The 25,514-nt window shown below is 71.8% G+C and carries 24 protein-coding genes; 20 read left to right on the forward strand and 4 right to left on the reverse strand.

The window, feature by feature from the left end; translation table 11 throughout:
• Positions 1 to 9: 9 nt before the first annotated feature.
• Positions 10 to 1,239 carry a DUF349 domain-containing protein gene (locus ACFQ9Z_RS27890; RefSeq protein WP_383024404.1) on the reverse strand — a complete coding sequence of 410 codons (1,230 nt, stop codon included), beginning with the start codon at positions 1,237 to 1,239 and terminating at the stop codon, positions 10 to 12.
• A gap of 154 nt (positions 1,240 to 1,393) precedes the next feature.
• The gene (locus ACFQ9Z_RS27895; RefSeq protein ID WP_383024407.1) at positions 1,394 to 2,227 is read right to left on the reverse strand and encodes a peptidylprolyl isomerase; all 834 of its coding nucleotides are present in this window, start codon (positions 2,225 to 2,227) and stop codon (positions 1,394 to 1,396) included.
• Between the two features lie 179 nt (positions 2,228 to 2,406).
• Between ACFQ9Z_RS27895 and ACFQ9Z_RS27900 the strand changes: the two genes are divergently transcribed.
• The 5 genes from ACFQ9Z_RS27900 (at position 2,407) to rpsD (ending at position 7,631) form a co-directional block, all read left to right on the forward strand.
• Entirely contained in the window at positions 2,407 to 3,114 is a 708-nt protein-coding gene (locus tag ACFQ9Z_RS27900; RefSeq protein ID WP_383024412.1) for an MBL fold metallo-hydrolase, read from the forward strand.
• A gap of 12 nt (positions 3,115 to 3,126) precedes the next feature.
• Complete coding sequence (hisS, locus tag ACFQ9Z_RS27905) at positions 3,127 to 4,389, forward strand: histidine--tRNA ligase (RefSeq protein WP_383024416.1); 1,263 nt, start codon at positions 3,127 to 3,129, stop codon at positions 4,387 to 4,389.
• Positions 4,390 to 4,593: 204 nt separating this feature from the next.
• Positions 4,594 to 5,247 (forward strand): vitamin K epoxide reductase family protein, encoded by a 654-nt coding sequence (locus ACFQ9Z_RS27910; RefSeq protein ID WP_383024419.1) that lies wholly within the window; start codon positions 4,594 to 4,596, stop codon positions 5,245 to 5,247.
• 54 nt (positions 5,248 to 5,301) lie between these two features.
• Positions 5,302 to 6,711: a replication-associated recombination protein A gene (locus ACFQ9Z_RS27915; protein ID WP_383024424.1), complete on the forward strand. Its 1,410-nt coding sequence runs from the start codon at positions 5,302 to 5,304 to the stop codon at positions 6,709 to 6,711.
• 305 nt (positions 6,712 to 7,016) lie between these two features.
• Positions 7,017 to 7,631, forward strand: a complete 615-nt coding sequence (rpsD, locus tag ACFQ9Z_RS27920) for a 30S ribosomal protein S4 (protein WP_301975067.1) — start codon at positions 7,017 to 7,019, stop codon at positions 7,629 to 7,631.
• A gap of 21 nt (positions 7,632 to 7,652) precedes the next feature.
• On the opposite strand, the gene ACFQ9Z_RS27925 is transcribed toward rpsD, so the two are convergent.
• Positions 7,653 to 9,818, reverse strand: a complete 2,166-nt coding sequence (locus ACFQ9Z_RS27925) for an ATP-binding protein (protein WP_383024434.1) — start codon at positions 9,816 to 9,818, stop codon at positions 7,653 to 7,655.
• A gap of 163 nt (positions 9,819 to 9,981) precedes the next feature.
• Here ACFQ9Z_RS27925 and ACFQ9Z_RS27930 point away from each other — a divergent pair, with 163 nt between their 5' ends.
• The 13 genes from ACFQ9Z_RS27930 (at position 9,982) to nusB (ending at position 22,922) form a co-directional block, all read left to right on the forward strand.
• On the forward strand, positions 9,982 to 10,422 hold the full coding sequence (locus ACFQ9Z_RS27930; RefSeq protein ID WP_143638271.1) for a DUF948 domain-containing protein: 441 nt from the start codon (positions 9,982 to 9,984) through the stop codon (positions 10,420 to 10,422).
• Between the two features lie 9 nt (positions 10,423 to 10,431).
• Positions 10,432 to 10,779, forward strand: coding sequence for a hypothetical protein (locus tag ACFQ9Z_RS27935; RefSeq protein WP_383024437.1), 348 nt, complete (start codon positions 10,432 to 10,434; stop codon positions 10,777 to 10,779).
• Complete coding sequence (gene alaS, locus ACFQ9Z_RS27940; RefSeq protein WP_383024440.1) at positions 10,779 to 13,451, forward strand: alanine--tRNA ligase; 2,673 nt, start codon at positions 10,779 to 10,781, stop codon at positions 13,449 to 13,451. Before ACFQ9Z_RS27935 ends, alaS begins: the two co-directional genes overlap by 1 nt.
• Positions 13,452 to 13,464: 13 nt before the next feature.
• Positions 13,465 to 13,929 carry a Holliday junction resolvase RuvX gene (gene ruvX, locus ACFQ9Z_RS27945; RefSeq protein ID WP_383024445.1) on the forward strand — a complete coding sequence of 155 codons (465 nt, stop codon included), beginning with the start codon at positions 13,465 to 13,467 and terminating at the stop codon, positions 13,927 to 13,929.
• A gap of 120 nt (positions 13,930 to 14,049) precedes the next feature.
• Positions 14,050 to 15,738: an endolytic transglycosylase MltG gene (gene mltG, locus ACFQ9Z_RS27950; protein ID WP_383024449.1), complete on the forward strand. Its 1,689-nt coding sequence runs from the start codon at positions 14,050 to 14,052 to the stop codon at positions 15,736 to 15,738.
• Positions 15,719 to 16,558, forward strand: coding sequence for a shikimate dehydrogenase (locus ACFQ9Z_RS27955; protein WP_383024452.1), 840 nt, complete (start codon positions 15,719 to 15,721; stop codon positions 16,556 to 16,558). The genes mltG and ACFQ9Z_RS27955 overlap by 20 nt, the downstream gene beginning before the upstream one ends.
• A 166-nt stretch (positions 16,559 to 16,724) precedes the next feature.
• The gene (aroC, locus tag ACFQ9Z_RS27960; RefSeq protein ID WP_383024455.1) at positions 16,725 to 17,909 is read left to right on the forward strand and encodes a chorismate synthase; all 1,185 of its coding nucleotides are present in this window, start codon (positions 16,725 to 16,727) and stop codon (positions 17,907 to 17,909) included.
• Between the two features lie 32 nt (positions 17,910 to 17,941).
• Entirely contained in the window at positions 17,942 to 18,424 is a 483-nt protein-coding gene (locus tag ACFQ9Z_RS27965; protein ID WP_383024803.1) for a shikimate kinase, read from the forward strand.
• Positions 18,421 to 19,512, forward strand: a complete 1,092-nt coding sequence (gene aroB, locus ACFQ9Z_RS27970; protein ID WP_383024459.1) for a 3-dehydroquinate synthase — start codon at positions 18,421 to 18,423, stop codon at positions 19,510 to 19,512. Before ACFQ9Z_RS27965 ends, aroB begins: the two co-directional genes overlap by 4 nt.
• Positions 19,513 to 19,711: 199 nt before the next feature.
• Positions 19,712 to 20,683 (forward strand): AAA family ATPase, encoded by a 972-nt coding sequence (locus ACFQ9Z_RS27975; RefSeq protein ID WP_383024462.1) that lies wholly within the window; start codon positions 19,712 to 19,714, stop codon positions 20,681 to 20,683.
• Between the two features lie 79 nt (positions 20,684 to 20,762).
• Positions 20,763 to 21,869 carry an aminopeptidase P family protein gene (locus ACFQ9Z_RS27980; RefSeq protein WP_383024466.1) on the forward strand — a complete coding sequence of 369 codons (1,107 nt, stop codon included), beginning with the start codon at positions 20,763 to 20,765 and terminating at the stop codon, positions 21,867 to 21,869.
• Between the two features lie 49 nt (positions 21,870 to 21,918).
• Complete coding sequence (gene efp / locus ACFQ9Z_RS27985) at positions 21,919 to 22,485, forward strand: elongation factor P (protein ID WP_360665989.1); 567 nt, start codon at positions 21,919 to 21,921, stop codon at positions 22,483 to 22,485.
• A 2-nt stretch (positions 22,486 to 22,487) separates the two neighbouring features.
• On the forward strand, positions 22,488 to 22,922 hold the full coding sequence (nusB, locus tag ACFQ9Z_RS27990; RefSeq protein WP_383024473.1) for a transcription antitermination factor NusB: 435 nt from the start codon (positions 22,488 to 22,490) through the stop codon (positions 22,920 to 22,922).
• A 187-nt stretch (positions 22,923 to 23,109) separates the two neighbouring features.
• Here nusB and bldD read toward each other — a convergent pair whose 3' ends face one another.
• Entirely contained in the window at positions 23,110 to 23,613 is a 504-nt protein-coding gene (gene bldD, locus ACFQ9Z_RS27995; RefSeq protein ID WP_129310290.1) for a transcriptional regulator BldD, read from the reverse strand.
• Between the two features lie 251 nt (positions 23,614 to 23,864).
• On the opposite strand from bldD, the gene pyrR reads away from it, so the two are divergent.
• Complete coding sequence (gene pyrR, locus ACFQ9Z_RS28000; protein ID WP_383024481.1) at positions 23,865 to 24,437, forward strand: bifunctional pyr operon transcriptional regulator/uracil phosphoribosyltransferase PyrR; 573 nt, start codon at positions 23,865 to 23,867, stop codon at positions 24,435 to 24,437.
• A gap of 92 nt (positions 24,438 to 24,529) precedes the next feature.
• On the forward strand, positions 24,530 to 25,510 hold the full coding sequence (locus tag ACFQ9Z_RS28005; RefSeq protein ID WP_383024484.1) for an aspartate carbamoyltransferase catalytic subunit: 981 nt from the start codon (positions 24,530 to 24,532) through the stop codon (positions 25,508 to 25,510).
• The last annotated feature ends 4 nt before the right edge of the window (positions 25,511 to 25,514 follow it).

Below are 25,514 nucleotides of genomic sequence, written 5' to 3' on the forward strand. Positions count from 1 at the left end.
AAGGGGTGACTAGCCGCCGAACTCCTGCAGGCCCTTCAGAGCCTGGTCCAGAAGCGCCTGACGGCCCTCCAGCTCACGCTCCAGCTTGTCGGCCCGGGCGCCGTTGCCCTGGGCGCGGGCCTGCTCGATCTGCGCCCTCAGCTTGTCCACCGCGGCCTGGAGCTGACCGGTCAGACCCTCCGCACGCGCGCGTGCCTCCGGGTTCGTCCGGCGCCACTCGGCCTCCTCGGCCTCCTGGAGGGCCCGCTCCACGGCGTGCATCCGGCCCTCGACCTTCGGGCGCGCGTCCCGCGGGACGTGACCGATGGCCTCCCAGCGCTCGTTGATGGAGCGGAAGGCCGCCCGCGAGCCCTTCAGGTCCGTGATGGGCAGGAGCTTCTCGGCCTCCCCGGCCAGCTCCTCCTTCAGCTTCAGGTTCTCGGCCTGCTCCGCGTCCCGCTCGGCGAAGACCGAGCTGCGGGCCGCGAAGAACACGTCCTGGGCGCCGCGGAAGCGGTTCCACAGGTCGTCCTCGTGCTCGCGCTGGGCGCGGCCCGCGGCCTTCCACTCGGTCATCAGCTCGCGGTAACGGGCCGCCGTCGCGCCCCAGTCCGTCGAACCGGACAGCGCCTCGGCCTCGGAGACCAGCCGCTCCTTGGTCCGGCGGGCCTCCTCGCGCTGCGCGTCGAGCTGCGCGAAGTGCGCCTTGCGCCGCTTGGAGAACGCCGACCGGGCGTGCGAGAAGCGGTGCCACAGCTCGTCGTCCGACTTGCGGTCCAGACGCGGCAGGCCCTTCCAGGTGTCCACCAGGGCACGCAGCCGCTCACCGGCCGCCCGCCACTGGTCGGACTGGGCGAGCTGCTCGGCCTCGGTGACCAGGTCCTCCTTGGCCCTGCGGGCCTCGTCGGACTGCTTGGCCCGCTGCGCCTTGCGCTCCTCGCGCCGGGCCTCGACCGTCTCCACGAGCTTGTCGAGGCGGGTCCGCAGCGCGTCGAGGTCGCCCACCGCGTGGTGGGCGTCCACCTGCTCGCGCAGGTGGTCGACCGCGGCCCGGGCGTCCTTCGCCGACAGGTCGGTGGTCTGCACTCGCTTCTCGAGGAGGCCGATCTCGACAACCAGGCCCTCGTACTTGCGCTCGAAGTAGGCAAGCGCCTCCTCAGGGGAGCCGGCCGCCCAGGAACCGACGACCTGCTCGCCGTCGGCCGTACGCACGTACACGGTCCCCGTCTCGTCGACGCGGCCCCACGGGTCGCTGCTCACAGCGCCTCCTCCACATGATGCCTGCGGGGGGCCTCAGCGCCCCCGGGCATCGTCCACAGTTTCGTCACGGCCAACATAGGCGACCGGCGGGTGGCCTGTCCGCATCCAGCGCGGGCGAATCTGCGCTGGCGGCGGTCCCCGGCGTCTCGCCGGGTCAGGACTTGGCGACCGTCGCCTTGTTGATCACTACCGTCGCGTTCGGCGCGGTGTTGCCGGTCGTCGGGTCGGCCGCCTGGGCGCCGGCCGCCGCGATCTTCTTGAGCACCTTCATGCCCGCGTCGGAGACCGTCCCGAACGGCGTGTAGCTCGGCGGCAGCGGGCTGTCCTTGTAGACCAGGAAGAACTGGCTGCCACCGGTGTGCTTCTGTCCGGTGTTCGCCATCGCGACCGTGCCGGCCGGGTAGACGTTGCCCTTCAGGCTCTTGTCCTTGAGGTTCTCGTCCGGGATCGTGTAGCCGGGCCCGCCGCTGCCGGTGCCCGTGGGGTCGCCGCACTGCAGCACGAAGATGCCCTCGGCGGTGAGCCGGTGGCACTTGGTGTGGTCGAAGTAGCCCTTGCCCGCGAGGAAGTCGAACGAGTTCACGGTGTGCGGGGCCGCCGACGCCTTCAGCGACATGTCGATGTCGCCGCACGTCGTCGCGAGCGTCATCGTGTACTTCGCCGACGTGTCGATCGTCACCGCCGGCTCCTTCTTCCAGCTCAGCTTCTTCACCGAGCCCGCCGCCGGCTTCTCGCACGGGTCCGGCGCCTTGCCGCTCGGCGAGGCGCTCGGCGACGCGTCCGCGCCGGCGCTGGTCTTCTTGTCGTCGTCGTTCTTCAGCACGCCCGTCGTGTACAGCGCGACGCTGCCGATCACGACCACGCCGAGCACCGACGCGATCACGGAGTTGCGCATGCGTGCCTTGCGCCGCGCGCTGGTGCGCCGCTGCTGCTGCCGCAAGAACTTCTCCCGGGCGAGCTGACGCCGCCGCTGCTCCTGGCTGACCACCGGGTTCTCTCCTCATGCGTGTCGTGTTGCCGACGGTACGCGTGCGTCCTGTGAGCCGACGGCCGCGTGTAGCCCCGTACCGTATATGGGTTCGCTGAGGAAACGGCAGCGCCGGTAGGCTCTGGACCACAGGCTGCCTGCGCGCAGGCCCTCCCGTATCGACACAACGAAGGACGATCGTGCTCATTGCCGGGTTCCCCGCCGGGGCCTGGGGGACGAACTGTTATCTCGTCGCCCCCGCCGCCGGTGAGGAGTGCGTGATCATCGACCCGGGCCACCAGGCCGCCGACGGAGTCGAGGAAGCGCTGAGGAAGCATCGGCTCAAGCCCGTCGCGGTCGTCCTCACCCACGGCCACATCGACCATGTGGCTTCGGTCGTCCCCGTGTGCGGCGCACACGACGTGCCGGCCTGGATCCACCCCGCCGACCGGTACATGATGAGCGATCCCGAGAAGGCGCTCGGCCGCGCCTTCGGCCTGCCGCTCCTGGGCGAGCTGACCGTGGGCGAGCCGGACGACGTCCGGGAGCTGAGCGACGGCGCGGAGCTGGAGCTGGCCGGTCTCACCTTCTCCGTCGCGCACGCACCGGGCCATACCAAGGGGTCGGTGACCTTCCGGATGCCCGAGACCGCGGACATCCCGTCGGTCTTCTTCTCCGGGGATCTGCTGTTCGCCGGCTCCGTCGGACGCACCGACCTGCCGGGTGGCTCCATGGAGGACATGCTCGACTCGCTGGCCCGCGTGTGCCTGCCGCTCGAGGACTCCACCGTGGTGCTGTCCGGGCACGGCCCCCAGACGACCATCGGCCAGGAGCGCGCCACCAACCCCCATCTGCGGCAGGTGGCGGCCGGCCAGGGAGCCTTCCGGGCTCCCCGACGAGGAATGTGACGAGAGACATCCGTGAGTACCTTCCAGGCCCCCAAGGGCACCTATGACCTCCTCCCGCCGGACTCCGCCGTCTACCTGGCGGTCCGGGAGGCGATCGCGGCCCCGCTGCGCGACTCCGGCTACGGCTACGTCGAGACCCCCGGCTTCGAGAACGTGGAGCTGTTCGCGCGCGGCGTCGGCGAGTCCACCGACATCGTCACCAAGGAGATGTACGCCTTCGAGACCAAGGGCGGCGACCGGCTCGCCCTGCGCCCCGAGGGCACCGCGTCCGTGCTGCGCGCAGCCCTGGAGGCCAACCTGCACAAGGCGGGCAACCTCCCGGTCAAGCTCTGGTACTCCGGCTCGTACTACCGCTACGAGCGGCCGCAGAAGGGCCGCTACCGGCACTTCTCCCAGGTCGGCGCCGAGGCGATCGGCGCCGAGGACCCGGCGCTGGACGCCGAGCTGATCATCCTGGCCGACCAGGCCTACCGCTCGCTGGGCCTGCGCGACTTCCGCATCCTGCTGAACAGCCTGGGCGACAAGGAGTGCCGGCCCGTGTACCGGGCCGCGCTGCAGGACTTCCTGCGCGCCCTTGACCTGGACGAGGACACCCGCCGCCGGGTGGAGATCAACCCGCTGCGGGTCCTCGACGACAAGCGCGAGTCGGTGCAGAAGCAGCTCACCGGCGCGCCGCTGCTGCGCGACTACCTGTGCGACGCCTGCAAGGCGTACCACGAGGAGGTCCGCGAGCTGCTCACCGCGGCGGGCGTGGCCTTCGAGAACGACCCGAAGCTGGTCCGCGGCCTGGACTACTACACCCGGACCACCTTCGAGTTCGTGCACGACGGTCTCGGCTCCCAGTCCGCGGTCGGCGGCGGCGGCCGCTACGACGGCCTGTCGGAGATGATCGGCGGCCCCGCGCTGCCGTCGGTGGGCTGGGCGCTGGGCGTCGACCGCACGGTCCTCGCCCTGGAGGCCGAGGGCGTCACCCTCGACCTGCCGTCCACAACCAGCGTCTACGCCGTCCCGCTGGGCGAGGAGGCCCGCCGGGTCCTGTTCGCCAAGGTCACCGAACTGCGCAGGATCGGCGTCGCGACGGACTTCGCCTACGGCGGCAAGGGCCTGAAGGGCGCCATGAAGAACGCCAACCGCAGCGGCGCCCGCTACGCGATCGTCGCCGGCGAGCGGGACCTCGCCGAGGGCGTCGTGCAGCTCAAGGACATGGAGTCCGGCGAGCAGACGGCGATCGGCGTGAACGAGATCGTGGCCGAACTGGAGTCACGGCTCGGCTGAGCACACGCGCGCGAGGGCGCCGGACACCCCGCCGGGGCGTCCGGCGCCCTCGCCGCACGTGGTGCCACCGCTGCCCGAAGGCGGTCGAACGCCACCGCTCGTACGAGCCTCCTTATGCAAAGCGAACGGTGAACCGACGCGTGCGTGCGGCAGAATGAGGGCTGCCCGAAGAAGGTCCACCTCTCGAGTGACGGAATCGGCGTGATGAGCAAGACGACAGTCAAGGACGTCTCCAGGGAGCCCGGGTCCGGGCCCGTCGCCGCGCCGCGCGCGGAGGGCGGCAGCCGCGCCCTCGCGATCCTGCTGGTGATCACCGGCGCCGCCGGGCTGCTGGCCGCCTGGGTCATCACGATCGACAAGTTCAAGATCCTCGAGGCCAAAGTCGCCGGCAAGACCTACACCCCCGGCTGCAGCCTCAACCCGGTGGTGTCCTGCGGCAGCGTCATGGAGAGCAAGCAGGCCGCCGTCTTCGGCTTCCCCAACCCGATGCTCGGCCTGGTCGCCTACGGCATCGTCGTCTGCGTCGGCGTGAGCCTGCTGGCCCGCGCCCGCTTCCCGCGCTGGTACTGGCTGACCTTCAACTTCGGCACCCTCTTCGGGGTCGCCTTCTGCACCTGGCTGCAGTTCCAGTCCCTGTACCGGATCAACGCGCTGTGCCTGTGGTGCTCGCTCGCCTGGGTCGCCACGATCGTCATGTTCTGGTACGTCACCTCGTTCAACATCCGCAACGGCTTCCTGCCGTCCCCGCGCTGGCTCAAGTCGTTCTTCGGCGAGTTCACCTGGGTCGTGCCCGTCATGCACGTCGGCGTGATCGGCATGCTGGTGCTCACCCGGTGGTGGGACTTCTGGACCGCCTGACGGCCGGACGGCGGCCCTGACGGGATTGTCGGTGCGGTGATTTAGGGTTTCTGCGTGGAACCCGACCTGTTCACCGCCGCAGCAGAAGAACGCCAGGAGAAGGATCCCGCCGCCAGCCCGCTGGCGGTGCGGATGCGCCCGCGCACCCTCGACGAGGTGGTGGGCCAGCAGCACCTGCTGAAGCCCGGGTCCCCGCTGCGCCGGCTGGTGGGCGAGGGCCCGGAGCAGCGGGGCGGGGCCGCGGGCCCCTCCGGCAAGGGCGGCGGCGGGAGACGCGTGGGACCCGCCGGGCCGTCCTCGGTGATCCTCTGGGGCCCGCCCGGCACGGGCAAGACGACCCTGGCGTACGTCGTGTCCAAGGCCACCGACAAGCGCTTCGTGGAGCTGTCCGCCATCACCGCGGGCGTCAAGGAGGTCCGCGCGGTCATCGACGGCGCCCGCCGCGCCACCGGCGGCTTCGGCAGGGAGACCGTCCTCTTCCTCGACGAGATCCACCGCTTCAGCAAGGCCCAGCAGGACTCCCTGCTGCCCGCGGTCGAGAACCGCTGGGTGACCCTGATCGCGGCGACCACCGAGAACCCGTACTTCTCGGTGATCTCCCCGCTGCTGTCCCGCTCCCTGCTGCTCACCCTCGAACCGCTCACCGACGAGGACGTCCGCGGCCTGCTGAAGCGGGCCCTCGGCGACGAGCGCGGCCTGGCAGGCGCCGTCGCCCTGCCCGGCGACACCGAGGACCACCTCCTGCGCATCGCCGGCGGCGACGCCCGCCGCGCCCTGACCGCGCTGGAGGCCGCCGCCGGAGCCGCCCTCGACCAGGGCGAGCACGAGATCAGCCTCCGCACGCTCGAGCAGACCGTCGACCGCGCCGCGCTGAAGTACGACCGCGACGGCGACCAGCACTACGACGTCGCCAGCGCCCTGATCAAGTCCATCCGCGGCTCCGACGTCGACGCGGCGCTGCACTACCTGGCCCGCATGATCGAAGCCGGCGAGGACCCCCGGTTCATCGCCCGCCGCCTGATGATCTCCGCGAGCGAGGACATCGGCCTCGCCGACCCCAACGCCCTGCCCATCGCGGTCGCCGCCGCCCAGGCCGTCGCCATGATCGGCTTCCCGGAGGCCGCCCTCACCCTCAGCCACGCCACCATCGCCCTCGCGCTCGCCCCCAAGTCGAACGCGGCCACCACCGCCATAGGCGCCGCGCTGGAGGACGTGCGCAAGGGACAGGCCGGTCCTGTGCCGGCGCATCTGCGGGACGGGCACTACCAGGGCGCGGCCAAGCTCGGCCACGCCCAGGGCTACGTGTACCCGCACGACCTGCCCGAGGGCATCGCCCAGCAGCAGTACGCCCCCGACGCCCTCAAGGACCGCGAGTACTACACGCCGACCCGGCACGGCACCGAGGCCCGGTACGCGGACGCGGTGGAGTGGACGCGCAAGCACCTCGGTCGCAGGCGGTCCTGAGCAGCCTGTAGACTGCCCCGAAGTGCTGAGTCCCGCGCAGTCAGAGCGGGACAGCCAGCCGGAGACCGGTCCCTCGCGGACCAGCTCCAGGAGCGTCGCGCACCGTCGAACGGTGTCGCGGGCAGCCCACCACCACCCCGGATCCCCGGGAACGGTCGGTGGGCCACTCGCGTGCTGCACGTATGTGCCCAGATCAGGGGAGCGGCTGCCCGGCAGGTCCCACGCGGACCCGGCGGGTCTCCCCGGCTGCGGATGCGACCTCCCTCAACCCTGACAAGCCGAAACCCAGGAAAGAGAAACAGACAGTGGCGAACCAGTCCCGCCCCAAGGTCAAGAAGTCGCGTGCCCTCGGCATCGCGCTGACCCCGAAGGCCGTCAAGTACTTCGAGGCCCGTCCCTACCCGCCGGGTGAGCACGGCCGCGGCCGCAAGCAGAACTCGGACTACAAGGTCCGTCTGCTCGAGAAGCAGCGCCTGCGCGCGCAGTACGACGTGTCCGAGCGCCAGCTCGTCCGCGCCTACGAGCGTGCCTCCAAGGTCCAGGGCAAGACCGGTGAGGCCCTGATCATCGAGCTCGAGCGCCGTCTCGACGCGCTGGTCCTGCGTTCGGGCATCGCCCGCACGATCTACCAGGCCCGCCAGATGGTCGTCCACGGCCACATCCAGGTCAACGGCCAGAAGGTCGACAAGCCGTCCTTCCGTGTCCGTCCGGACGACGTCGTGCAGGTCCGCGACCGCTCCAAGGACAAGACGCTCTTCCAGATCGCCCGCGAGGGTGGCTTCGCCCCCGACGGTGAGACCCCGCGCTACCTGCAGGTGAATCTCAGGGCCCTGGCGTTCCGCCTGGACCGCGAGCCGAACCGCAAGGAGATCCCGGTGATCTGCGACGAGCAGCTCGTCGTCGAGTACTACGCCCGCTGACCCCGGTCACGGCGTAGGCACTCAGCCCGCCGTCTCCCCGCCCTTCCGGGCGCGGGAGGCGGCGGGTTCGCGTTCGTGGCCCTCGCCGCGCGCCTGCGGCAGCCGTCCACGCCGGCCGGGCACCCCCTGCTCCGGCCGCGCACGCCCGTGTGCCAGCGCCCGGGCCACGGCGGCCGCCCGGTCCAGCCGGGCCCCCTCGGCCAGCAGTTCCTCGTACCGCTGGTCGCCGAGCGCCTGCCGGGCCGCCGCCTCGCACAGCTCGTGCGGGGCGTTGTAGTGCACCGAGCCGAACAGCGGCAGCCCGACCGACGGCCACAGCCGGCCCGCGGCGCCCTGCAGGACCGCCGCCTCCGCCGGGTCGCCCTGGGACGCCGTCACCAGGGCCAGCAGCTCGAGCGACAGCACCGAACCGAGCAGGTCGCGGAAGGCGTGCGCGTCGCCCAGGCAGTCCACCAGCAGCTCCCGCGCACGGGGCAGGTCCCCGTCCCGCCAGGCCGCGTAGGCCAGTACGTACAGCGCGTACGAGCGGGCCCAGTGCTCCCCGTGGTCCTCGCACACCCGGCGCACCTCCACGCACAGGCGCACCGCGTCCGCCAGGTCCCCCTGGAACGCCCGCGCCATCGCCAGCTCCACCTGGCTCATCAGGACGTTGCTGTTCAGCTCGCCGATCTGGCGGTACCGGCCGAGCGCCGAGCGCAGCAGCCGCTCCGCGCGCGCCATGTCGTCCGTCACCAGGGCCAGACAGCCCGTGCGGTGCTCCGCGTACGCCACCGCCGTGCCGTCCGCCACCCGCTCCGCCGCGGAACGGCACTCCCGCAGCGCGGCCAGCGCCGCGACGGTGTCGCCCTGCAGGATCGCCACGTAGCCGAGCACCCACAGCGCCTTCAGCCGCGACCGCTCGTACCCCGACTCCAGCTCCACGCTGCGCTCCAGCCAGCGCCGCCCCTCCGACAGCCGCCCGCAGCCCGCCCAGCAGAACCACAGCGAGCCCGCCAGGTACTGGCCCAGATGCGCCTCCTCCGGCTCGGTCAGGCAGAACTCGAGGGCGTCCCGCAGATTCGGCAGCTCCGCCTCGACGCGCGCGGCCACCTCCCGCTGCCGGGGCGAGAACCAGTCCAGCTCGCACATCGTGGCCAGGCCCAGGCACCAGTCGCGGTGCCGTCGCCGCAGCCGGGCCGTGTCCCCGGTGGCCTCCAGCCAGTCGGCGCCGTAGGCCCGGACGGTGTCCAGCATCCGGTAGCGGGGTCCCGTCAACGTCTCCTCGCGCGTCACCAGCGACTGCGCGAGCAGTTCCGACAGCACGTCCAGGACGTCCTCGGCGGGCAGGCCGTCCCCGCTGCACACGTACTCGGCCGCGTCCAGGTCGAAGGTCCCCGCGAACACCGACAGCCGCGCCCACAGCAGCCGCTCGGCCGGGGTGCACAGCTCGTGGCTCCAGCCGATCGCCGTGCGCAGCGTCCGGTGCCGCGGCAGGGCGTCCCGGCCGCCGCCGGTCAGCAGCCGGAACCGGTCGTCGAGACGCTCGAGCAACTGCTCCGGGGACAGCGCCCGCAGCCGCCCCGCGGCCAGCTCCACCGCCAGCGGGATCCCCTCCAGACGCAGGCACAGCTCACGGACCGCCGGACGGTCCGCCACCTCGGCCCCGTGCTGCCGGGCCCGGTCGGCGAACAGCTCCACCGCCTCGTCGGCGCCGAGCGGCGCCAGCGGGAAGAGCCGCTCGCCGGCCAACCCCAGCGGACGCCGCCCCACGGCCAGCACCCGCAGCTCCGGCAGTCCGCGCAGCAGCTCGGCCACCAGCCCGGCGCAGTCCTCCACCAGGTGCTCGAACCCGTCCAGCACCAGCAGGAAACGGCGCCCGGCGAGATGGCGGAGCAGTGCCTCGCGCGGCGGCCGGGTGGTGTGGTCGGTCAGGCCCATGGCCTCCGCCACCGCGTACTCGGCGAACAGCGGGTCCTGGACCGGCGCCAGCTCGACCCGGGCCACCTCCGTCCCGGCCGCCGGCCGCTGCGCCGCGCGCAGGGCGAGCCGGGACTTGCCCACCCCGCCGGGACCGGTCACCGTCACCAGCCGGGCCCCCGCCATGGCCTCGGCCAGACCGGCGAGTTCGGCCGAGCGCCCGACGAAGGCCGTGAGCTCAAGGGGCGGGCCGCCGTCCGCGCAGGGGCCGGGGCGCTGAGGACCTCGCATGGGACACGGAGCGTACTGAAACGTGTTCACTCCGTACAATCGGTTCCCGCGACTGCGTCCGCCGCCGACGGTAATCCGGTACGGAGCCCCGCCACCGGCGCGATAGGCTCGGTGCACTGCTTTTTTCACGGTTCCGATGTTCAGAGCACGTTTCAGGGAGCGGGTGCGCACAGTGTCCGGTGGAGAGGTGGCCGGGATCCTGGTGGCCGTCTTCTGGGCGATCCTGGTCTCCTTCCTCGCCGTCGCACTGGTGAGGCTGGCCCAGACGCTCAAGGCGACCACCAAGCTCGTGGCTGAGGTGACCGACCAGGCCGTCCCGCTGCTCGCGGACGCCTCCGCGGCCGTGCGCTCCGCGCAGACGCAGATCGACCGGGTCGACGCGATCGCCTCCGACGTCCAGGAGGTCACGTCGAACGCCTCCGCGCTGTCCACCACCGTCGCCTCCACCTTCGGCGGCCCGCTGGTCAAGGTCGCGGCCTTCGGCTACGGCGTGCGCCGTGCGCTGGGCGGCCGCAGGGAGGACGCGCCCGCGAAGTCGCCCCGGCGTACGGTGATCGTGGGCCGCACGGTCCCCGCCGCACGACGCAAGCGGAAGAAGGACTGAGACCGACCGATGTTCCGCCGTACTTTCTGGTTCACCTCCGGCGTCGCCGCCGGGGTGTGGGCCACCACCAAGGTCAACCGCAAGCTGAGGCAGCTGACCCCGGAGAGCCTCGCCGCGACCGCGGCCGACAAGGCCCTGGAGGCCGGCCGGCGACTGAAGGACGGCGCGGTCGGCTTCGCGCTCGACGTCCGCGACAACATGGCCCGGCGGGAGGCCGAGCTGGGGGAGGCGCTGGGCATCAACGCCGACCCCGAACTCCCCGCGCCCGGGCGGTACGCCGCCCTGGAGAACAACCGCAGCAACCCGAAGTACATCGAGAACACGACGTACTCGCACAACCGGAATGAGGACCACTGATGGAGTCGGCCGAGATTCGCCGCCGCTGGCTGAGCTTCTTCGAGGAGCGCGGGCACACCGTCGTCCCTTCGGCGTCGCTCATCGCGGACGACCCGACTCTGCTCCTCGTCCCCGCCGGCATGGTGCCCTTCAAGCCCTACTTCCTGGGTGAGGTCAAGCCGCCCTTCGCGCGCGCCACCAGCGTGCAGAAGTGCGTGCGCACGCCCGACATCGAAGAGGTCGGCAAGACCACCCGGCACGGCACGTTCTTCCAGATGTGCGGCAACTTCTCCTTCGGCGACTACTTCAAGGAAGGCGCCATCAAGTACGCCTGGGAGCTGCTCACCTCGCCCCAGGACGAGGGCGGTTACGGCCTCGACCCCGAGCGCCTGTGGATCACCGTCTACAAGGACGACGACGAGGCCGAGCGCATCTGGCACGAGGTCGTCGGCGTGCCCAAGGAGCGCATCCAGCGCCTGGGCATGAAGGACAACTACTGGTCCATGGGCGTCCCCGGCCCCTGCGGCCCCTGCTCCGAGATCAACTACGACCGCGGCCCCGAGTTCGGCGCCGAGGGCGGCCCCGCCGTCAACGACGAGCGGTACGTGGAGATCTGGAACCTCGTCTTCATGCAGTACGAGCGGGGCGAGGGCACCGGCAAGGACGACTTCGAGATCCTCGGCGAACTGCCCAGCAAGAACATCGACACGGGCCTCGGCCTGGAGCGCCTCGCCATGATTCTGCAGGGTGTGCAGAACATGTACGAGATCGACACCTCCATGGCCGTCATCGACAAGGCCACCGAGCTGACCGGCGTGGCCTACGGCGACGCCCACGACTCGGACGTCTCGCTGCGCGTGGTCACCGACCACATGCGCACCGCCACCATGCTCATCGGCGACGGCGTCACCCCGGGCAACGAGGGCCGCGGCTACGTGCTGCGCCGCATCATGCGCCGCGCCATCCGCAACATGCGCCTGCTCGGCGCCACCGGCCCGGTCGTCAAGGACCTGATCGACGTCGTCATCGGCATGATGGGCCAGCAGTACCCGGAGCTGGTCACCGACCGCGAGCGCATCGAGAAGGTCGCCCTCGCCGAGGAGAACGCCTTCCTGAAGACGCTGAAGGCCGGCACCAACATCCTCGACACCGCCGTCACCGAGACCAAGCAGTCCGGCGGCACGGTGCTCTCCGGTGACAAGGCCTTCCTGCTCCACGACACCTGGGGCTTCCCGATCGACCTCACCCTGGAGATGGCCGCCGAGCAGGGCATTTCCGTGGACGAGGACGGCTTCCGCCGCCTGATGAAGGAGCAGCGGGAGCGCGCCAAGGCCGACGCCCAGGCCAAGAAGACCGGCCACGCCGACATGGGCGCCTACCGCGAGATCGCCGACTCCGCCGGTGCCACCGACTTCATCGGCTACACCGACACCGAGAGCGAGACCACCATCGTCGGCATCCTGGTCGACGGCGTCTCCTCCCCGGCCGCCACCGAGGGCGACGAGGTCGAGGTCGTCCTCGACCGCACCCCGTTCTACGCCGAGGGCGGTGGCCAGATCGGAGACACCGGCCGGATCAGGGTCGACTCCGGGGCCGTCATCGAGGTCCGCGACACCCAGAAGCCGGTCCCGGGCGTCTACGTCCACAAGGGCGTCGTCCAGGTCGGCGAGGTGACCGTCGGAGCCAAGGCCCACGCCTCCATCGACCAGCGTCGCCGCAAGGCCATCGCCCGCGCCCACTCGGCCACCCACCTGACCCACCAGGCGCTGCGCGACGCCCTCGGCCCGACGGCCGCCCAGGCCGGTTCCGAGAACCAGCCGGGCCGCTTCCGCTTCGACTTCGGTTCGCCGTCCGCCGTTCCGACGGCCGTGATGACCGACGTCGAGCAGAAGATCAACGAGGTGCTCGCCCGCGACCTCGACGTGCACGCCGAGATCATGGGCATCGACGACGCCAAGAAGCAGGGCGCCATCGCCGAGTTCGGCGAGAAGTACGGCGAGCGCGTCCGCGTGGTGACCATCGGCGACTTCTCCAAGGAGCTGTGCGGCGGCACACACGTGCACAACACCGCCCAGCTCGGCCTGGTCAAGCTGCTCGGCGAGTCGTCGATCGGCTCGGGCGTGCGGCGCATCGAGGCCCTGGTCGGCGTCGACGCCTACAACTTCCTCGCCCGTGAGCACACGGTCGTCGCCCAGCTCCAGGAGCTGGTCAAGGGCCGCGCGGAGGAGCTCCCGGAGAAGATCTCCGCCATGCTCGGCAAGCTGAAGGACGCCGAGAAGGAGATCGAGAAGTTCCGCGCCGAGAAGGTCCTGCAGGCCGCCGCCGGTCTCGCCGAGTCCGCCCGGGACGTCCGCGGTGTCGCCGTGGTCACCGGCCGGGTGCCGGACGGCACCAGCCCCGACGACCTGCGCAGGCTGGTCCTCGACGTACGGGGCCGCATCCAGGGCGGCCGGGCCGCCGTGGTCGCCCTGTTCACGGTCAACAACGGCAAGCCGCTGACCGTCATCGCCACCAACGAGGCGGCCCGCGAGCGCGGCCTCAAGGCCGGTGACCTGGTCCGCACCGCCGCCAAGACGCTCGGCGGCGGCGGTGGCGGCAAGCCGGACGTCGCCCAGGGCGGCGGCCAGAACCCGGCCGCGGTCGGCGACGCCGCCGACGCCGTCGAGCGGCTCGTCGCCGAGACCGCGAAGTAGGAAGCGGCCGGACATGCGCAGAGGACGCCGGCTCGCGATCGACGTCGGGGACGCCCGGATCGGGGTCGCCTCGTGCGACCCCGACGGGATCCTCGCCACCCCGGTGGAGACCGTCCCCGGCCGGGACGTGCCCGCCGCCCACCGCCGGCTGCGGCAGCTGGTGGAGGAGTACGAACCGATCGAGGTCGTCGTCGGACTCCCTCGCTCCCTCAAGGGGGGCGAGGGACCGGCCGCCGCCAAGGTCCGCGCCTTCGCCCAGGAGCTGGCCGGGGGCATCCAGCCGGTGCCGGTCCGTCTGGTGGACGAGCGGATGACGACCGTGACGGCCAGTCAGGGCCTGCGCGCCTCGGGGGTCAGATCGAAGAAGGGCCGCTCCGTGATCGACCAGGCCGCGGCCGTCATCATCCTGCAGCAGGCCCTGGAATCCGAACGGGTGTCAGGTAAAGCACCCGGCGAGGGCGTCGAAGTGGTCATCTGATCGCGATACGGTAACGTTCCGCGCGATGCGGCGGTGTTCGAACAGCCACCGCACAACAAGAGGCGGAACGGAAGCCGGTCCGGGCCGCGCGACCGTCCGCCTCGCGGCTCTAGGGGATCGATGACTGAGTATGGCCGGGGCCCTGGCTCCGAACCGTGGCATCCGGAGGACCCGTTGTACGGGGACGGCGGATGGGGAGGGCAGCAGACCCACGCGGGTCAGCAGTCTCCTTACGACGGCCAGGCGCAGCAGCACTACCCGCAGCAGCCGCAGTACGGCGACTGGGACCAGGGCCGGCAGCAGCAGCCCGGCTACGACCAGCAGCAGTACCCGTACCACCCCGAGCAGGACCACCAGCAGTACGGTGGCGCGTTCCCCGGCCAGGACCAGCAGTACGCCGCGCACACACAGCAGCAGTACCAGCAGCAGGGAGTCTGGAACGCGAACGGCGCCCAGGGCCAGGTGCCGTACCCGCCCGATCCCGGCGACCCGTACGGCCAGCAGCCCGCCGCCTACACCGCGCAGCAGCACGACTTCTACCGCACCGAGGACGCCTACCCGCCGCCCGAGCCGCCGGGCCGCCGGCGCCCCGAGCCGGAACCGGAACCCGCGGCCGAGGAGGAGCACGCCTTCTTCTCGGGGGCGGACGACGACGATGACGACGCCGGGCACGAGCTGCAGAGCAGGAGTGAGCGGCGGGGCAAGGGCAAGAAACCGGCCAACGGCAAGAAGCGCCGCAACGGCTGCGCCTGCCTGGTCGTCTGCCTGGTGTTCGGCGGAGGCCTCGGCGGAGCCGGTTATTTCGGCTGGAAGTTCTACCAAAATCGTTTCGCCCCGGCTCCCGACTACGCGGGCAGCGGAACCGGCGTGAGCGTGACCGTCGAGATCCCCAAGGGCGCCGGCGGCTGGGAGATCGGACGGCGGCTGAAGGAAGCGGGCGTGGTCAAGAGCGCCGACGCTTTCGTCAGCGCCCAGGGGCAGAACCCCAAGGGCGACACCATCCAGGCCGGCGCGTACCTGCTGAAGAAGGAGATGTCCGCCGCCAGCGCCGTGCAGCTCATGCTGGACCCGAGGAGCCAGAGCAACGTGCTCGTCAAGCCCGGCGAGCGCAACGCACAGGTGTACCAGGCCATCGACAAGCAGCTGGGCGTCTCCGCAGGCACCACCAGGAAGGTCGCCAAGGCGCGGTACAAGAACCTCGGCCTGCCGAGCTGGGCGCAGAACAACGGCTCCATCCAGGACCCGCTCGAGGGCTTCCTCTGGCCCGCCACTTACCCGGCCGCCAAGGGCATGAAGCCCGAGGCGGTGCTGAAGCAGATGGTCGCCCAGACCAAGCAGAAGTACGCCCCCTACAACCTCCCCGCGAAGGCGCAGGCGCTGGGCCTGAAGAACGCGTTCGAGCTGCTCACGGTCGCGAGCCTGGTCCAGGCGGAGGGCAAGACGCACGACGACTTCCGCAAGATGGCGGAGGTGGTCTACAACCGTCTCAAGCCCACCAACACCGAGACGAACCAGTTGCTCCAGTTCGACTCGACCTACAACTACCTCAAGGGCACGAGCAACATCCACATCTCCGAGAAGGAGATCAACAGCGACCGCAGCCCGTACAACACCTACACCAACAAGGGCCTCCCGCCCGGCCCGATCGGCAATCCCGGCGAGGACGCGCTGCGGGCGACACTGAATCCGACGCACGAGGGCTGGATCTACTTCGTGGCGACGGACGGCACCACGAACACCGAATTCGCCAAGACCTACGCGGAATTCAAGCAGCTCAAGGACAAGTTCAATGCCTCCTCGGGCAACTGACGCCCGCCGGGCCGCCGTGCTCGGAGCGCCGATCGCCCACTCGCTCTCCCCGGTGCTGCACCGGGCGGCCTACGAGGCCCTCGGCCTCAGCGGCTGGTCGTACGACCGCTTCGAGACCGACGAGGCCGCCCTGCCCGGCTTCCTCGAACGACTCGGACCGGAGTGGGCGGGGCTGTCGCTCACCATGCCGCTGAAGCGGGCGGTCATCCCGCTGCTGGACGAGATCAGCGACACGGCCGCCTCCGTGGACGCCGTCAACACGGTCGTCCTCACCGAGGACGGCCGCCGCCTCGGCGACAACACCGACATCCCCGGCATCGTGGCCGCGCTGTCCGAGCACGGCATCGAGGAGGTCGGATCGGCGGCGATCCTCGGCGCCGGCGCGACCGCGTCGTCCGCGCTCGCCGCGCTGTCCCGGATCTGCACCGGCGAGGTCGTCGCCTACGTGCGCAGCGAGGCCCGCGCCGCCGAGATGCGGCGGTGGGGCGAACGCCTGGAGGTGGACGTCCGCACGGCGGACTGGGCGGACGCCGGGCAGGCGCTGCGCGCCCCGCTGGTGATCGCCACCACCCCGGCCGGCGCCACCGACGCCCTCGCCGCGGCCGTGCCCGAGCGTCCCGCCACCCTGTTCGACGTGCTCTACGACCCCTGGCCGACCGAGCTGGCGGCCCGCTGGTCCATGTTCGGCGGCGCGGTCGTCAGCGGCCTCGACCTGCTCGTCCACCAGGCCGTGCTGCAGGTGGAGCGGATGACCGGCCGCTCGCCCGCGCCCCTGGAGGCCATGCGGCACGCCGGCGAGAAGGCGCTCGCCGGGCGCTGACCGCCCCGGTCCGGCGTCCGCCTGCTGGACCGGCCGCCGAATCCGCCCCGCGGACGTGGGAGGATCGGAGGTGGCGGGCCGGGGTCGCGCACCCGGTCGCGTCGTCGCCGTACGCGAGGACACGCGTACTGAGGGCAGTACCGGGCGCGAACACGGAGGAGCACCGTTGAGCAGGCTGCGTTGGCTCACCGCGGGGGAGTCCCACGGTCCCGCACTCGTCGCGACGCTGGAGGGCCTTCCCGCCGGCGTGCCGATCACCACGGAGATGGTGGCGGACCACCTGGCGCGGCGGCGGCTCGGCTATGGCCGCGGCGCGCGCATGAAGTTCGAGCGGGACGAGGTCACCTTCCTCGGCGGCGTCCGGCACGGCCTGACCCTCGGCTCCCCGGTCGCGGTCATGGTGGGCAACACCGAGTGGCCCAAGTGGGAGCAGGTCATGGCGGCCGACCCGGTCGACCCCGAGATCCTGGACGGCCTCGCCCGCAACGCGCCGCTGACCCGGCCCAGGCCCGGCCACGCCGACCTGGCCGGCATGCAGAAGTACGGCTTCGACGAGGCCCGCCCGATCCTCGAGCGCGCCTCCGCCCGCGAGACCGCCGCCCGGGTGGCGCTCGGCGCGGTGGCCCGGTCGTACCTGAAGGAGACGGCCGGCATCGAGATCGTCTCCCACGTGGTCGAGCTGGCCTCCGCCAAGGCCCCGCAGGGCGTCTACCCGACGCCGGCCGACGTCGAGCGGCTGGACGCCGACCCGGTGCGCTGCCTGGACGCCGACGCCTCCAAGGCGATGGTCGCCGAGATCGACCAGGCCCACAAGGACGGCGACACCCTCGGCGGCGTGGTCGAGGTCCTGGCCTACGGCGTCCCGGTGGGCCTGGGCTCGCACGTGCACTGGGACCGCAAGCTGGACGCGCGCCTGGCCGGCGCGCTCATGGGCATCCAGGCGATCAAGGGCGTCGAGATCGGCGACGGCTTCGAGCTCGCGCGGGTGCCGGGTTCGAAGGCGCACGACGAGATCGTGCGGACCGACGAGGGCATCCGGCGGGTGTCCGGCCGCGCCGGCGGCACCGAGGGCGGTCTGTCCACCGGTGAGCTGCTGCGGGTGCGCGCCGCGATGAAGCCGATCGCGACCGTGCCCCGGGCCCTGCGGACGGTGGACGTGACCACCGGCGAGGCCGCCCAGGCGCACCACCAGCGCTCCGACGTCTCCGCCGTGCCGGCCGCGGGCATCGTCGCCGAGGCGATGGTCGCCCTGGTCCTCGCGGACGCGGTGGCGGAGAAGTTCGGCGGCGACAGCGTGGCCGAGACCCGCCGCAACGTCCGGTCGTACCTCGACAGCCTGCGGATCCGGTGAGCGCGGTGCCCGTCGTCGTACTCGTCGGACCCATGGGCGTGGGCAAGTCCACCGTGGGCCGGCTCCTCGCCGAGCGGCTCGGGACCGGGTTCCGGGACACCGACGAGGACATCGTGGCCGCCGAGGGCCGGACCATCGCCGACATCTTCGTGGAGGAGGGCGAGTCCGCCTTCCGCGCCATCGAGAAGGAGGCGGTGCGCCGGGCCGTCGCCGCGCACGAGGGCGTCCTCGCGCTCGGCGGCGGAGCCGTCCTGGACCCGGACACCCGGGCGCTGCTCGCCGGGCACCGGGTGGTCTACCTGTCCATGGACGTGGAGGAGGCCGTCAGGCGCACCGGCCTCAACGTGGCCCGCCCGCTGCTCGCGGTCAATCCGCGCAAGCAGTGGCGCGAGCTGATGGAGGCCCGGCGGCACCTGTACGAGGAGGTCGCCGCCGCCGTCGTGGCGACCGACGGCCGCACCCCCGAAGAGGTCACCCGAGCAGCGCTGGACGCACTGGAGTTGAAGGAAGCATGAGCGAGTCTGTCACCCGGATCCAGGTCGCCGGCAGCGCCGGGACCGAGTCCTACGAGGTGCTGGTCGGCCGGCAGCTCCTGGGCGAGCTGGCCGGGCTGATCGGGCCGAAGGCCAAGCGGGTCGCGGTGGTCCACCCGGAGGCGCTGGCCGAGACCGGTGACGCGCTCCGCGCCGACCTGGCCGAGCAGGGCTACGAGGCCGTCGCCATCCAGGTGCCCAACGCCGAGGAGGCCAAGACCGCCGAGGTCGCCGCCTACTGCTGGAAGGCGCTCGGCCAGTCCGGCTTCACCCGCACCGACGTCATCGTCGGCGTGGGCGGCGGCGCGACGACGGACCTGGCCGGGTTCGTGGCCGCTACCTGGCTGCGCGGGGTGCGCTGGATCGCGGTCCCGACCACCGTGCTCGCCATGGTGGACGCGGCCGTCGGCGGCAAGACCGGCATCAACACCGCCGAGGGCAAGAACCTGGTGGGCGCCTTCCACCCGCCGGCCGGTGTGCTCTGCGACCTCGCCGCGCTGGATTCGCTCCCGGTCAACGACTACGTGTCCGGGCTCGCCGAGGTGATCAAGGCCGGCTTCATCGCCGACCCGGTGATCCTGGACCTCATCGAGTCCGACCCCGAGGCCGCCCGGACCCCGGCGGGGCCGCACACGGCCGAGCTGATCGAGCGTTCGATCCGGGTGAAGGCCGAGGTGGTCTCCTCCGACCTGAAGGAGTCGGGTCTGCGGGAGGTCCTCAACTACGGCCACACCCTCGGGCACGCCATCGAGAAGAACGAGCGCTACAAGTGGCGGCACGGCGCCGCGGTCGCGGTCGGCATGCACTTCGCCGCCGAACTCGGCCGTCTGGCGGGCCGGTTGGACGACGCGACGGCGGACCGCCACCGCACCGTCCTCGAAGCGGTCGGCCTGCCGCTGCACTACCGCCACGACCAGTGGCCCAAGCTGCTGGAGACGATGAAGGTCGACAAGAAGTCCCGCGGTGACCTGCTGCGGTTCATCGTGCTCGACGCACTGGCCAAGCCGACCGTGCTGGAGGGCCCGGACCCGGCCGTGCTGCTCGCCGCCTACGGAGAGGTGGGCCAGTAACCACCCCGCTGTGCCGTTCCGTCCGATTCCGGCCGGGGCACGGGCACTTCGGACCGCCCCCGGTCGTTTCACCGAACGACGGCCGGGGGCGGTACCGTTCGGGTGGGTGTCCCTCCCACGCCCCTTAGGGTGTGGGGGAGAGCGGGCTCCGCACCCGCCTGCCAGTGCCAGATGTGTGTACGAGACGGAGTGGCAACGGATGCAGCACGCAGGGGGGTCGCCGCTGCCGCCCCACCAGCAGGGGCGGGGACCGCACGCCGCCTGGGCGTCGGCCGCGCACCACCCGGGAGCCCAGCAGGGTCCCGCCCCCGTGCCCCCGCCGCCACCCGGCTACCCGGCGACCGGAGCGGGACCGGTGCCCCCGTCCGGGCCCGTGCCCCCGTCCGGCCCGATGCCGCCCTCCGCGCCCGTGCCCCCCTCCAGTCCGATGCCCCCCTCCGCGCCCGTGCCCCCGTCCGGCCCGGTGCCGCCCTCGCACGCGCAGCCGCCCGCCCCGCGGCACGCCCCCGCCCCCCCGCCCCCGGACACCACCGGCCACCTGCCGCTGCCGCCCGGCGGCCTCGTCGGCGTGCCCGCGGCGCCGCCGGCCTCCGCTCCCGCGCCCGATCCGGCGGCCACCACCCTGGCCGTCCTGCTGATCGGCCCGGCGGGCGCCGGCAAGACCAGCGTCGCCAAGTACTGGGCGGACCACCGGCGGGTGCCCACGGCCCACATCAGCCTGGACGACGTGCGCGAATGGGTCCGCTCCGGCTTCGCCGACCCCCAGTCCGGCTGGAACGACCACTCCGAGGCCCAGTACCGCCTGGCCCGCCGGACCTGCGGCTTCGCCGCCCGGAACTTCCTGGCCAACGGCATCTCCTGCATCCTCGACGACGCGGTCTTCCCCGACCGGCCGGTCGTGGGCCTCGGCGGCTGGAAACGCCACGTGGGCCCCGGTCTGCTGCCGGTCGTCCTGCTCCCGGGCCTGGACGTCGTGCTGGAGCGCAACGCCGAGCGCTCGGGCAACCGCCGCCTCTCCGACGAGGAGGTGGCCCGGATCCACGGCCGCATGGCGGGCTGGTACGGCTCGGGCCTGCCGATCGTGGACAACTCCCAGCTCGACGTCCCGGGCACGGCCCGGGTGCTGGACGAGGTCATCGCCCGGGCGATGGCGAGCCCGCCGAGCTGGTGACCGGCGGCAGCGCCCGCCCCGGGCCCCACTCGGCCCCACCCAACCGGCACATTTCGCCCAGAACTCCTACGCTCATCTCATGTCAGAGGTGCACGCGACCCGCCGATCCCGCCTGAGGGAGCGCTGCAACGCGGCCGGCGCCCCCGCCGCCTTGGTCAGCCGCCCCGCCAATGTGCGTTACCTGGCGGGCGCCGCCCCCCAGGGCGCCGTCCTGCTGCTCGGCGGCCAGGAGGACCTCCTGGTGTGCTCCGCGCCCCCGGACGACCGCCCCGCCGAAGGACGCCCGGACGAGAGCCTGCGGCTGCACATCCTCCCCTCCCCCGGAGGGGACGCGGCGGTCGCCGCTGCAGGCCTCGCCGACGCACAGGGCTCCGACGCGCTGGCCGTGGAGGAGCACGACCTCACCGTCGTCCGGTACCGGGCCCTGTCCTCCGTCGCCCCGCGGCTGCGCCTGGCCGACCTCGGCGCGGCCGTCGAGCAGCTCAGGGTGGTCAAGGACGAGGAGGAGATCTCCTGCCTGCGCATCGGCGCCGAGATCGCCGACCAGGCCCTCGGCGAGCTGCTGGAGTCCATCCTGGTCGGCCGCACCGAGCGCCACCTCGCCCTGGAGCTGGAGCGCCGGCTGGTCGACCACGGCGCCGACGGGCCGGCGTTCCCCACCTCCGTGGCCACCGGGCCCAACTCCGGCCGGCGCGGCCACCGTCCCACCGACCGGCGGGTGGAGGAGGGCGACTTCCTCTCCGTCTGCCTGGGCGCCACCTACCGGGGCTACCGCTGCGAGATCGGCCGCACGTTCGTCATCGGCACCTCGCCCGCCGACTGGCAGATCGAGCTCTACGACCTGGTCTTCTCCGCGCAGCGGGCCGGACGGGAGTCCCTCATGCCGGGCGCCGCCTACCGTGTGGTGGACCGCGCGGCGCGGCAGGTGCTGGACTCCGCGGGCTATGCGGAAGCACTGCCACCGCTGACCGGACACGGTGTCGGACTCGAAATCGACGAGGACCCGCAGCTCGCCCCCGCCGCCATGGGTAAACTGGACGCTTGCGTGCCGGTCACCGTCGAACCGGGGGTCCACCTCCCGGGCCGGGGCGGCGTCCGGATCGATGACACGCTCGTCGTACGCCCAGAGGCGGACGGCGGACCCGAGCTACTCACCATCACGACCAAGGAGCTGCTCGCCCTCTAGTCAGGTGCGTGCCCCGGGGTCGTACGTCAGTCCAGGAGATTCCGCAACCGTGGCTTCCACGAACGACCTCAAGAACGGCATGGTGCTCAAGCTCGAAGGCGGCCAGCTCTGGTCCGTCGTCGAGTTCCAGCACGTCAAGCCCGGCAAGGGCCCGGCCTTCGTGCGCACCAAGCTCAAGAACGTGCTCTCCGGCAAGGTCGTCGACAAGACCTTCAACGCCGGCGTCAAGGTCGAGACGGCCACTGTCGACAAGCGCGACATGCAGTTCTCGTACATGGACGGCGACTACTTCGTCTTCATGGACATGGAGACCTACGACCAGCTCATGGTCGACCGCAAGGCCGTCGCCGACGCCGCCAACTTCCTCATCGAGGGCTTCACGGCCACCGTCGCCCAGCACGAGGGCGAGGTGCTCTTCGTCGAGCTGCCGGCCGCCGTCGAGCTGGTCGTGCAGGAGACCGAGCCGGGCGTCCAGGGCGACCGCTCCACCGGTGGCACCAAGCCCGCCACCCTGGAGACCGGCCACCAGATCCAGGTCCCGCTCTTCATCACCACCGGTGAGAAGATCAAGGTCGACACCCGCACCAGCGACTACCTCGGCCGGGTGAACAGCTAACCGTGGCTGCCCGCAACACGGCCCGCAAGCGCGCCTTCCAGATCCTCTTCGAGGGTGACCAGCGCGGCGCCGACGTCCTGACGGTCCTCGCGGACTGGATCCGGCTCTCCCGGTCCGACACCCGGCAGCCGCCGGTGAGCGAGTACACGATGCAGCTGGTCGAGGGCTACGCCGAGCACGCGAAGCGGATCGACGAGCTGATCGCGAGCTACGCGGTGGGCTGGACGCTCGACCGGATGCCGGTGGTGGACCGCAACATCCTGCGCCTGGGCGCCTACGAGCTGATCTGGGTGGACGAGACCCCGGACGCCGTCGTCCTGGACGAGATGGTGCAGTTGGCGAAGGAGTTCTCCACGGACGAGTCGCCCTCGTTCGTCAACGGCCTGCTGGGCCGGCTGAAGGAGCTCAAGCCGTCGCTGCGCCGGGACGAGGCGTAGAGCCGGTACCACGACAGCACCACAACGCCACAGGGCCCGCCGCGAGCGATCGCGGCGGGCCCTGTGGCGTTGTGGTGCCCGGGCTCTCCCGGAAGGCCCTGAGAGGGCCCCGAAAGCCGCCGGGGTGGCCGGAACCGTGCAGTTCCGGCCACCCCGGCGGCACGTTTCTGCTCAGGCGCCGTGCGGCTCAGGCCTCTTCGTGGGTCGCCACGGCGCGACGCGCGTCCGCGTCCAGGACGCCCCACCCGATGAGCTGCTCGGTGAGGACCGAGGGGGACTGGTCGTAGATGACGGCGAGGGTGCGCAGGTCGTCCTGGCGGATCGAGAGCACCTTGCCGTTGTAGTCGCCGCGCTGCGACTGGATCGTCGCCGCGTAGCGCTGCAGCGGGCCCGCCTTCTCGGCCGGCACGGTGGCCAGCCGCTCCAGGTCCAGGACCAGCTTCGGCGGCGGCTCGGCGGCGCCGCCCGGCGTGGTGCCCGGCAGCAGCTCCTGCACGGGTACACCATAGAAATCGGCCAGCTCGGCCAGGCGCTGCACGGTCACGGCGCGGTCACCGCGCTCGTAGGAACCGACCACCACGGCCTTCCAGCGACCCTGGGACTTCTCCTCGACACCGTGGAGGGAAAGGCCCTGCTGGGTGCGGATGGCCCGGAGCTTGGCCCCGAGCTGTTTGGCGTATTCGCTGGACATATAGCTCCCCGGCACTGTGTCGACGCGGTCGGCTGTGATTTCCGCCGCGCGGCTGGTAACTCACTGTGAGGTTACGCAGCGTGACTCTGGTGCGTCAAGCCGAATGGTCCACCCCGACCCTTCCGTTCCGGTGGCGGCCGATTGCGCCGGGTGGGTGATCGAGGGCCTCCGGGGACCTGCTACGGTTAATGGCGCAAATCCGACGTCCTTTAAGGTCCGTCCCGTGAGGCGGAGAAGGAGGTCCGTTTCGTATGGACACGCACACCAGCCCGCCCCCGTCCGATGCCCGGCCCGTGCTCGAGGGCCCCGACATCGCGCGGGTTGTGACCCGCATCGCCCACGAGATCGTCGAGCGCGCCAAGGGCGCCGACGACGTGGTGCTCCTGGGCATTCCGACCCGGGGAGTCTTCCTCGCCCAGCGGCTCGCCGCCAAGCTTGAGCAGATCACCGACCGCAAGGTCCCCGTCGGCTCGCTGGACATCACCATGTACCGCGACGACCTGCGCATGCACCCGCCGCGTGCGCTGGCCCGCACCGAGATCCCCGGTGACGGCATCGACGGCAGACTGGTCGTCCTCGTCGACGACGTGCTCTTCTCCGGTCGCACCATCCGCGCCGCCCTCGACGCCCTGAACGACATCGGGCGCCCCCGCGCGGTGCAGCTCGCCGTCCTGGTCGACCGCGGCCACCGCGAACTGCCCATCCGCGCCGACTACGTCGGCAAGAACCTCCCCACGTCGCTGCGGGAGACGGTCAAGGTCCAGCTCGCCGAGGAGGACGGTCGCGACACCGTGCTGCTCGGCGCGAAGCCGGCCGGCCAGTAGCGAGACCGGCCGCACGGCCGCCCCGGCGCGCCCGTGCACGTACCGGTACGCCCCGAATCTCCCTGTATGAACTGCCTTACGGAGCCTGACAGATGCAGCGTCATCTCATCTCGGCCGCCGACCTCACCCGCGACGACGCCGTCCTGATCCTCGACACCGCCGAGGAGATGGCCCGGGTCGCCGACCGGCCGATCAAGAAACTGCCGACCCTGCGCGGCCGCACGATCGTCAACCTCTTCTTCGAGGACTCCACCCGCACCCGGATCTCCTTCGAGGCCGCCGAGAAGCGGCTGTCCGCTGACGTCATCAACTTCACCGCCAAGGGCTCGTCGGTGTCCAAGGGCGAGTCCCTGAAGGACACCGCCCAGACCCTGGAGGCGATGGGCGTCGACGCCGTCGTCATCCGGCACGGCGCCTCCGGGGCCCCCTACCGCCTGGCCAACTCCGGCTGGATCGACGCCGCCGTGGTCAACGCCGGCGACGGCACCCACCAGCACCCCACCCAGGCCCTGCTGGACGCGTTCACCATGCGCCGCCGCCTGGTCGGCCGGGACGCCGGGCTGGGCCAGGACCTGAGCGGCAAGCGGATCACCATCGTCGGCGACGTCCTGCACAGCCGGGTCGCCCGCTCCAACGTGGACCTGCTGCACACCCTCGGCGCGGAGGTCACCCTGGTCGCCCCGCCCACCCTGGTGCCGGTCGGCGTCGGGAACTGGCCCTGCGAGGTGTCGTACGACCTCGACAGCACGCTGGTGAAGTCCGACGCGGTGATGATGCTCCGGGTCCAGCGCGAGCGCATGAACGCCGCCTTCTTCCCCACCGAGCGCGAGTACTCGCGGCGCTACGGCCTCGACGGCGAGCGCATGGCGAAGATGCCCGAGCACGCCATCGTGATGCACCCCGGCCCGATGGTCCGCGGCATGGAGATCACCGCCGAGGTCGCCGACTCCGACCGCTGCACCGTCGTCGAGCAGGTCGCCAACGGCGTCTCCATCCGGATGGCCGTCCTGTACCTGCTGCTCGGCGGCAACGAGCCCGCCCTCACCCAAGCCCGCACCGCGGAGGAGAAGTAAAGAC

The organism is Streptomyces sp. NPDC056580, assembly GCF_042793175.1.
GTDB lineage: Bacteria > Actinomycetota > Actinomycetes > Streptomycetales > Streptomycetaceae > Streptomyces.

Bases quoted from the DNA above. Each gene is read 5' to 3' on its own strand.
- ACFQ9Z_RS27910 (WP_383024419.1), top strand. From the start codon at position 4,594: ATGAGCAAGACGACAGTCAAGGACGTCTCCAGGGAGCCCGGGTCCGGG.
- ACFQ9Z_RS27925 (WP_383024434.1), bottom strand. From the start codon at position 9,818: ATGCGAGGTCCTCAGCGCCCCGGCCCCTGCGCGGACGGCGGCCCGCCC.
- ACFQ9Z_RS27935 (WP_383024437.1), top strand. From the start codon at position 10,432: ATGTTCCGCCGTACTTTCTGGTTCACCTCCGGCGTCGCCGCCGGGGTG.
- alaS (WP_383024440.1), top strand. From the start codon at position 10,779: ATGGAGTCGGCCGAGATTCGCCGCCGCTGGCTGAGCTTCTTCGAGGAG.
- ruvX (WP_383024445.1), top strand. From the start codon at position 13,465: ATGCGCAGAGGACGCCGGCTCGCGATCGACGTCGGGGACGCCCGGATC.
- mltG (WP_383024449.1), top strand. From the start codon at position 14,050: ATGACTGAGTATGGCCGGGGCCCTGGCTCCGAACCGTGGCATCCGGAG.
- ACFQ9Z_RS27955 (WP_383024452.1), top strand. From the start codon at position 15,719: ATGCCTCCTCGGGCAACTGACGCCCGCCGGGCCGCCGTGCTCGGAGCG.
- ACFQ9Z_RS27965 (WP_383024803.1), top strand. From the start codon at position 17,942: ATGGGCGTGGGCAAGTCCACCGTGGGCCGGCTCCTCGCCGAGCGGCTC.
- aroB (WP_383024459.1), top strand. From the start codon at position 18,421: ATGAGCGAGTCTGTCACCCGGATCCAGGTCGCCGGCAGCGCCGGGACC.
- ACFQ9Z_RS27975 (WP_383024462.1), top strand. From the start codon at position 19,712: ATGCAGCACGCAGGGGGGTCGCCGCTGCCGCCCCACCAGCAGGGGCGG.
- ACFQ9Z_RS27980 (WP_383024466.1), top strand. From the start codon at position 20,763: ATGTCAGAGGTGCACGCGACCCGCCGATCCCGCCTGAGGGAGCGCTGC.
- bldD (WP_129310290.1), bottom strand. From the start codon at position 23,613: ATGTCCAGCGAATACGCCAAACAGCTCGGGGCCAAGCTCCGGGCCATC.
- pyrR (WP_383024481.1), top strand. From the start codon at position 23,865: ATGGACACGCACACCAGCCCGCCCCCGTCCGATGCCCGGCCCGTGCTC.
- ACFQ9Z_RS28005 (WP_383024484.1), top strand. From the start codon at position 24,530: ATGCAGCGTCATCTCATCTCGGCCGCCGACCTCACCCGCGACGACGCC.